Annotated in this window: 7 protein-coding genes; 2 read left to right on the top strand and 5 right to left on the bottom strand. The window is 63.0% G+C overall.

Annotated features, from left to right (window positions below; all coding sequences use genetic code 11):
• Nucleotides 1-216: 216 nt before the first annotated feature.
• Nucleotides 217-813: a recombinase family protein gene (locus tag ACLBYB_RS32410; protein ID WP_447701328.1), complete on the bottom strand. Its 597-nt coding sequence runs from the start codon at nucleotides 811-813 to the stop codon at nucleotides 217-219.
• Nucleotides 814-1105: 292 nt separating this feature from the next.
• On the opposite strand from ACLBYB_RS32410, the gene ACLBYB_RS32405 reads away from it, so the two are divergent.
• Both ACLBYB_RS32405 and ACLBYB_RS32400 read left to right on the top strand, forming a co-directional pair.
• A complete protein-coding gene (locus ACLBYB_RS32405; RefSeq protein ID WP_447701327.1) occupies nucleotides 1106-1333 on the top strand; it encodes an AbrB/MazE/SpoVT family DNA-binding domain-containing protein in 228 nt (75 codons plus the stop codon).
• A complete protein-coding gene (locus ACLBYB_RS32400; RefSeq protein WP_447701326.1) occupies nucleotides 1330-1719 on the top strand; it encodes a PIN domain-containing protein in 390 nt (129 codons plus the stop codon). Before ACLBYB_RS32405 ends, ACLBYB_RS32400 begins: the two co-directional genes overlap by 4 nt.
• A gap of 494 nt (nucleotides 1720-2213) precedes the next feature.
• On the opposite strand, the gene ACLBYB_RS32395 is transcribed toward ACLBYB_RS32400, so the two are convergent.
• The 4 genes from ACLBYB_RS32395 to ACLBYB_RS32380 all read right to left on the bottom strand — a co-directional run bounded on the left by ACLBYB_RS32395 (nucleotide 2214) and on the right by ACLBYB_RS32380 (nucleotide 5373).
• A complete protein-coding gene (locus ACLBYB_RS32395; RefSeq protein WP_447701325.1) occupies nucleotides 2214-2399 on the bottom strand; it encodes a hypothetical protein in 186 nt (61 codons plus the stop codon).
• 861 nt (nucleotides 2400-3260) lie between these two features.
• A complete protein-coding gene (locus ACLBYB_RS32390) occupies nucleotides 3261-3884 on the bottom strand; it encodes a TetR/AcrR family transcriptional regulator (protein ID WP_447701324.1) in 624 nt (207 codons plus the stop codon).
• A gap of 630 nt (nucleotides 3885-4514) precedes the next feature.
• Nucleotides 4515-4799, bottom strand: coding sequence for a hypothetical protein (locus ACLBYB_RS32385; RefSeq protein ID WP_132369275.1), 285 nt, complete (start codon nucleotides 4797-4799; stop codon nucleotides 4515-4517).
• A gap of 151 nt (nucleotides 4800-4950) precedes the next feature.
• Nucleotides 4951-5373 carry a DUF2147 domain-containing protein gene (locus ACLBYB_RS32380; RefSeq protein WP_447701329.1) on the bottom strand — a complete coding sequence of 141 codons (423 nt, stop codon included), beginning with the start codon at nucleotides 5371-5373 and terminating at the stop codon, nucleotides 4951-4953.
• Nucleotides 5374-5384: the final 11 nt, after the last annotated feature.

Here is a 5384-nt window from a genome sequence, read left to right as displayed (position 1 = left end):
ACGCCGGACCGTCCCCTCCGGCTCAAGTCTACGGTCAAGTCGAGACACAAAACGATCCTCTCGTGCGGATCGTCAAATTGCCCGGTCAGATCGCCCCACAGAAGATGGGGTCGGAACATCGCTTACCCTTGATCGATATTCGGCACTGATTGTCAGCGCTATCTGTCGCTGCGGTTTGTGGGCACCGGTGAGGTGTAAGCCCAGTGCCGTGACCGCTCAGGCCGTCACGGCAGCGACGGCGGCGGGCTGGCGCTCCAGGGTCCGGTAGACGGTCGGCCGGGAGATCGAGAACAGTTCGGCCAAGTCGCTAATCGCGTACCCGCCGGTGTCGTACATCCGGCGCAACTCCTTCTGCTGCCGGTCGGAGAGCTTGGGCTTCTTGCCCCGCAGCTTCCCCTTGGCGCGCGCCACCGCCATGCCCTCGCGCGTGCGCAGCCGGATCAGGTCCGCCTCGAACTCGGCAAACGTCGCCAGGATGTTGAAGAACAGCTTGCCCATTGGGTCGGTGGGGTCGTGCACGCTGGCGCCGAGCTGGAGCTTCACACCCCGGGCGGCGAGCGCGTCGCCGATCGCACGCGCGTCAGGCACCGATCGGGCGAGCCGGTCGAGCTTGGGCACCACGAGAGTATCGCCACTCCGGACCGCAGCCAGCGCTTGGTCGAGGCCCGGTCGGGCTCGGTTCGTCCCGGTGAAGCCCTTGTCGGTGTAGATGCGATCGGGTGCCACCCCGAGCTGGACCAGAGCGTGGCGCTGGGCGGCGAGGTCCTGCTTGTCGGTCGAGCAGCGGGCGTAGCCGATCAGCACATGCGTCATAGGCTCGACTGTAACGTATGAGATCCCCTCACCGCAATTTTTATCGTACCATTCTATTGAGACGCGACCGGCGCAGGCGGATCGAGCCTTCAGAGGTGGATCGGCCAAGCGTCCGCTCACCGATCCCCATACGGACGGAGCAGAGCGGCACCACGCAGCCGATATGATCCAGTGGTGCTGGCCAGCTTCGCGAGGACATGCCGTCAATCGCTTATCCTGGCGTAAGTCGACGATGATGGCGTATGATCGATCGAACGGCAGACAGCGGAGGCAACACGTGAGAGCTAAGGTGATGCCCGACGGGCGCGTGAGCTTGCCCGCCGATCTACGCAAGCGGCACGGCCTCAGTCACGGGGGTGAGGTCATCGTCGAGGACATGGGCGACGCCATCGTATTGCGGACACTCGATCAGGTCGTCGCCCGAGCACAGGCTCTGAGCCGCAGGCTCGTCGGCGACACGGCAGGTGCGTCCGTGGCGGACTTCCTCGCGGATCGCGTGCGTGAGGCCGAGGCCGAATGACGGGCTTCGTCCTCGACGCGTCCGCGCTGCTCGCCCTGCTGCTGGCCGAGCCGGGAGCGGATCGGGTGAAGGCCGGGCTCGACGGGTCTGTCATGACGACCGCCAATCTGGCTGAGGTGGTCAGCCACTACGCCAAGCTCGGGGCTGCACGCCCTGATATCGAGGCGCTGTTGCGTCCCTTGCCGATCCGATGGGCTGCCGCCGATGCCGCGCTGTCGTACGAGGCCGGGATGCTGCGTCCGCTCATGGTTGAGGGCGGTCTGTCGCTCGGGGATCGCTACTGCCTCGCCCTGGCCAAGCGCGAAGGCCTGCCGGCGCTCACCGCGGAGCGGCGCTGGTCGATGATCGCCGAGGCAGCCGGTGTCGTGGTCGAGATGATCCGCTGAAGGCCGCGCTGAAGGATCAGGTTGGGGCGAACATGCGCGCGAAGCTGACGCGCAGGTCGGGATCGCGCCAAACTGGCGTTTGCCCGGCAGTAGAAAAGCCGACACGTTTCTCCGACAGAGACTGGGCTGTTTCGAGCGGCGAGTGACGGGTTCTGCCAGACTGTCGGAGATACGATCGTTTTTCGGACATACGGCAGAATAGGACGAATGTCCGAGAAGGGTGGATTTCTGTCGGTTCGCTTACGGGCGGAAAGGCATCGAAGCGGACGTGACTGCCTCGCCCACTTCCGACACCAAGCAGACCCTCGGGATGTCTGCTCCGTGGCATCCGGGCTTGTCGGTCTGCTATGATTGGTTCGGTTGAGAAAGTTCGCTTTGGATGGTCTCAGTGGGCATCCAAAACAGACTGAGGGCCGGGGTTCGCCTGGACCATACCCAAACCGAACCGTGTCGGCCGGCTGCTGTAAGTGGGAGTGGGCATAGCGGACCGCGGTCTACTGCAATCCGTCGTCGCTGGCTGGAGCGACTTCGTCGCCGGCGCGGCGCCGGATCTCTTCGGCCAAGGCGTACAGCAGCATCCGCGAGGCCGTCTGCATCTCGGGCGAGCCGTGCCGCATGACCGCTTCGTGATTGGCGATGCAGAACTCAGCCACTGCCTCAAACTCGTCGGGCGTTTCCATTTCGCCCCCCGAACCATGGTGCGCAACCATACAATCACCGGGCGTGTTTCGTGACAAGAAGTCGCGCAACGATTGTTTGTCCGCCAGCGCACACAATAGCCTAGATTAGTTTTGCGTCGGTCGGCGCTTCCGGATGAACCTTGGAGGCAGCCTTGCCGGTCAGCCCGCTCAGAGACGACGAAGATCGCCGTCGTGGTGTCAGCACTCTCAAGCGCATCGCGGCGACCCTCGATCTACCCGAGGGGGCCTTTTCCAATGATCGTCCGACCAGAACCGAAGGCGACGACGTAATGGAGTTGCTACGGATCTGGCAGAGCCTTGAGCACTCGGCGGACCGTCGGAAGTTGCTGGGCTTCGCACGGACCTTACTCGCCGGACGGCGGTAGGCGTCGCACCATGAAGGCCGATGTCCGCACGGGTCGCGAGCAGCCGCGAGCGCCGGTCTGAGAAAGGCGCACCCAAACCAGACCAGCCGCCGCTGGCTTGAACGTCCGGTTCGGCCGCAGTGCTGAGGGCTGCTCACCACCCCGAGCAGAAGTTGCCGGACGGTTGACGAACGTCCGTTTCGGGGGAACGCCGACATTGCTTCCGGCGGCTGGGTCGGGTCGAAAGCGGCTGCGGCTGCGAGTGCAGGCGGGGGGCATCGGTATAGTCCCTCTGCCTGCAGGCGCTTGAGAAGCACGCATGCCTGCTCCTCGGCTGCAACGCCGTCCTCTCGCTTCTCGAAGCCATACCATGCACCGGGACGCGCTAGCCCACCCGCCGCCCGCTTGAACCTCCGACACCCGGACGAAGCCTTGAAGGAGTTCCTCCATGGCCTGCCCCGTGCCCGTCCTTGGCGCCCTGCCGGACTGCGGTTGGCTATTTTTGAGAGGTGGCAGCAGCCAGCCTGCCTTGCAATCCATCCCGAACGAGCGTGCGGACTTGCGCAAGTGCGCTCGAATGATTGTACTCTGGGACCAGTGCACGGCTAACAACCATGCCCTTCATGATCGGATCGATCGCCTCAATTATTGCATCGACATCACAGTGAGGCGACCTTGCCAAATCACGGAGGGTCTGCCTCAACCATGACCTTGCTTGTTTCTGGCCTTGATTTTCAATCTCCGCGAGCGCTGGATGGCGCGTTGCGTTGAGCCACAGATCAAGGCTCAGTATAGCGCTATCGCGATCGAGTGTAGAAAAATATCGCTCGAACACCTCGATTAAGGCGTCGCTTCCGCCACCTGGCCGCGCGAGAGGTTCCGCGATGAAAGCGGTACGTTTGCCGTCGCGCTCGGCCAAGCCTAGTACCAGTGCTTCTTTGGAGATGAAGTAACGATAGATATTCGGGGACGACATCTTCGCTTCACGAGCAATGTCTTGCATCGTTGTACGATCGAAGCCGCTTCGAACGAAGCAGATCTTCGCCGCGTCTAGGATGCGCTCCTGTTTTTCCGAAAAGCTATCGCTGGGGCCGTCGACGTTGCTATGCTTAGCGCGCATGTCCAGTCGGTTTCACAATTGCTATCACTTTGCCGTATGGCTGCCGGTGCGGACCGAACCCATACGCTTCGTCACAGAACGTTAAGCGAATGAACAATCAGTATCATACCTTCCGCCGGAAGTGGAGCGTACTTGTTGGAGCGTGCGAGGAGCGAAACATTTAGGATGGGCGCGTCCTACATACCCTGAACGGCTCGACTCACCCTCCGATCTGACCGTGCTCGATTCCGAAGCCCGGGACTGTGCAGGCGCACGGCGCGTTGTAGGGCAGAACATCGTCGCTCATACACGCGCCCCGGCTTGTGACGCAAACACGTCCGAAGCGGCCTCGATAGCGGGGACGGCCGTCGTAGTAGGGCCGCGGACGATCGTAACCTTCATCCTCGTAGTATTGCGCTGCCGCAGGGGACAAACCTGAAACCGGCACGAGTAAGACGGCGGTCAATGCGGCGAGCGCTAGACGGGTCATCATTGTGGGGCAATCTCCGCAAATGTCGGTGTCCGGTCGACCTGAGTGAGGGGCGGATGCAGGTCGACCGGATGTCGCAGGCCCATGAAGCGGGCATGCAACCACGTGGCAGTCCCGTCGAGGTTTTCTACTCGACGGCCGCAAGGCTACTTAGACGCAGGTCAGTAACCGTAATAGGCCGCCGCAGCCTCACGCTCGCGCCGGGCCTGCTGGGCTTGGGATGCGATGATCGCACCGCCGATTATTCCAAGCGCTGCGCCTGCGGCCACTGCTCCCGCGACGTTGCGGCCGCGACGCGCGCCGTAGTGCCGATATCCACCATGGTAGCCGTAGCCTGCTCGCGGGCCGTAGCCGTGGCCATGCCAGGGCCCAGCTTCGGCCGCCGGTGCGGCCAGCATGCCGCCTGCGCACAAGGCAGCGGCGACGAAACGGGCTGCTCTCGTCATGATCAACTCCGATGTGACTTCAGGCTTGGCAAGAGTGCCGGCCGACCCGTGATCGGTGCGTTTTGGGTCGGCCGGCGTACCGCAGCTCCGGGTGCGACGGGGCTGCGATTGGTAGGCGTCCGAGTGGGACGCGATCGGTTGAGGCAGTAGGCTAGCGGACGACCGTCCCCTTCCGGGTAGAGATCGATCCCGTGGCCGTGGGTCTCACGTTCCATTCCGGGTCGCGACGAGGCCCACCCGACGAGTCAGTGGCGGCCGTGAGCTGTCCCGGCAACGTGTCCGTGACGACCTTCCAAGTCTGCGTCCCGCAGAAGATGAGCATGCATCCCTTGACCGTGAGCGCAGACGGTGTGTCGGCCCATACGGCGACATCGTATGTCTTGCCGTCCTCACCACTGTAGATGCGGCCGCTATAATGACCTTCGTCATCCGGTTTGAGTCCGAGCAGCATCTGATGTCCTAGGGTGTGAACCGAACCAATCCGTTGCAGGGTCTGTCGTTTTATGATTCCAGGCGGCCGTTTTCTGGCCTGGAGGCGGTGATGGCGGACCTGTTCTGGCTCTCGGATGAGCAATGGGCGGTGAT

Source organism: Methylobacterium sp. D54C, from assembly GCF_053345595.1.
The sequence above is the reverse complement of the archived record's forward strand: the minus strand, read 5'-3'. Positions and strand labels throughout refer to the sequence as shown.

Coding starts and splice junctions, on each gene's coding strand:
- ACLBYB_RS32410 (WP_447701328.1), bottom strand. CDS start 813: ATGACGCATGTGCTGATCGGCTACGCCCGCTGCTCGACCGACAAGCAG.
- ACLBYB_RS32405 (WP_447701327.1), top strand. CDS start 1,106: ATGCCCGACGGGCGCGTGAGCTTGCCCGCCGATCTACGCAAGCGGCAC.
- ACLBYB_RS32400 (WP_447701326.1), top strand. CDS start 1,330: ATGACGGGCTTCGTCCTCGACGCGTCCGCGCTGCTCGCCCTGCTGCTG.
- ACLBYB_RS32395 (WP_447701325.1), bottom strand. CDS start 2,399: ATGGAAACGCCCGACGAGTTTGAGGCAGTGGCTGAGTTCTGCATCGCC.
- ACLBYB_RS32390 (WP_447701324.1), bottom strand. CDS start 3,884: ATGCGCGCTAAGCATAGCAACGTCGACGGCCCCAGCGATAGCTTTTCG.
- ACLBYB_RS32385 (WP_132369275.1), bottom strand. CDS start 4,799: ATGACGAGAGCAGCCCGTTTCGTCGCCGCTGCCTTGTGCGCAGGCGGC.